This window comes from Carboxylicivirga linearis, assembly GCF_018271995.1.
Classification (GTDB): Bacteria; Bacteroidota; Bacteroidia; order Bacteroidales; family Marinilabiliaceae; genus Carboxylicivirga; species Carboxylicivirga linearis.
Genome location: NZ_JAGUCO010000152.1, coordinates 1 through 424, shown reverse-complemented (window position 1 = coordinate 424; position 424 = coordinate 1). Strand labels below are relative to the sequence as shown.

General features: G+C 35.1%; 1 protein-coding gene. It reads right to left on the bottom strand.

Translation table 11 applies throughout. The features are described from left to right. Window positions 1-139: 139 nt before the first annotated feature. A partial coding sequence (locus KEM10_RS25260) for a hypothetical protein (RefSeq protein WP_212221045.1) occupies window positions 140-424 on the bottom strand: 285 nt, incomplete at its 5' end.

The window sequence follows — 424 nt, the reverse complement described above, 5'->3', positions numbered from 1 at the left end:
GAATCTTCAATCATTTTTTGAATTTTATTGCCATCAAACGGAATATTGGTATAGCCGTTTTTTTCATAGAAACTCTTTATGCGGTTATCGAAATAGTACAACTTCGATAACGTATTCGGTGCTAATGCTGTCATGTGTTTTAGTTTGGAAAATCCAGTGATAATTGTCGTTTATTCATTTGCCATTCTTCAAAAGTCAACTCCTTTATATCGTTAAGTGCTTTTCTTGCGTCATTGAGTAGCTTCTTTTGGTCGCTATAATCATTTCGTATTCGTTCCACTTCTTCTAATTGCTTTTCTAACGCCTTTTGCTTTTGCTCTAAAAACTCACCCTGGTCGGTGAAATAATTAAAAAGGGCATTGTAGCATTCCAGTCTGTACTTAATGATTTGTTCTTTAGCCTCAGCCTTGACATTCTTGGGATT